Consider the following 1,085-nt stretch of genomic DNA (forward strand, 5'->3'; position numbering starts at 1 on the left):
GGTCGTTTAAGGAGGTGATCCAGCCGCAGGTTCCCCTACGGCTACCTTGTTACGACTTCACCCCAGTCATGAACCACACCGTGGTGATCGCTCTCCCGAAGGTTAAGCTAACCACTTCTGGTGCAGTCCACTCCCATGGTGTGACGGGCGGTGTGTACAAGGCCCGGGAACGTATTCACCGTGACATTCTGATTCACGATTACTAGCGATTCCGACTTCACGGAGTCGAGTTGCAGACTCCGATCCGGACTGAGACCGGCTTTTCGGGATTCGCTCCACCTCGCGGCTTCGCCTCCCTTTGTACCGGCCATTGTAGCACGTGTGTAGCCCTACCCGTAAGGGCCATGATGACTTGACGTCGTCCCCACCTTCCTCCGGTTTGTCACCGGCAGTCTCCCTAGAGTTCCCGACCGAATCGCTGGCAAATAGGGACAAGGGTTGCGCTCGTTACGGGACTTAACCCAACATTTCACAACACGAGCTGACGACAGCCATGCAGCACCTGTCACTCGGCTCCCGAAGGCACACCCGCATCTCTGCAGGCTTCCGAGGATGTCAAGGGTAGGTAAGGTTCTTCGCGTTGCATCGAATTAAACCACATGCTCCACCGCTTGTGCGGGCCCCCGTCAATTCATTTGAGTTTTAACCTTGCGGCCGTACTCCCCAGGCGGTCGACTTATCGCGTTAACTGCGCCACAAAGGTCTCTAGGACCCCAACGGCTAGTCGACATCGTTTACGGCGTGGACTACCAGGGTATCTAATCCTGTTTGCTACCCACGCTTTCGCACCTCAGCGTCAGTGTCAGTCCAGAAGGCCGCCTTCGCCACTGGTATTCCTCCCGATCTCTACGCATTTCACCGCTACACCGGGAATTCTACCTTCCTCTCCTGCACTCTAGCCTGACAGTTCCGGATGCCGTTCCCAGGTTGAGCCCGGGGCTTTCACAACCGGCTTATCACGCCGCCTACGCGCGCTTTACGCCCAGTAATTCCGATTAACGCTCGCACCCTCCGTATTACCGCGGCTGCTGGCACGGAGTTAGCCGGTGCTTCTTCTGTGAGTGATGTCGTTCCTCGGGGGTATT

1 rRNA gene is annotated in these 1,085 nt (G+C 57.0%); it reads right to left on the reverse strand.

Annotation, left to right across the window (positions count from 1 at the left end):
* Nucleotides 1-7 precede the first annotated feature (7 nt).
* Nucleotides 8-1,085: ribosomal RNA gene (locus HALO32_RS00010) — 16S ribosomal RNA — on the reverse strand; the annotation flags it as partial.

The sequence above is a fragment of the Halomonas lysinitropha genome, from assembly GCF_902500215.1.
Taxonomy (GTDB): Bacteria; Pseudomonadota; Gammaproteobacteria; order Pseudomonadales; family Halomonadaceae; genus Halomonas; species Halomonas lysinitropha.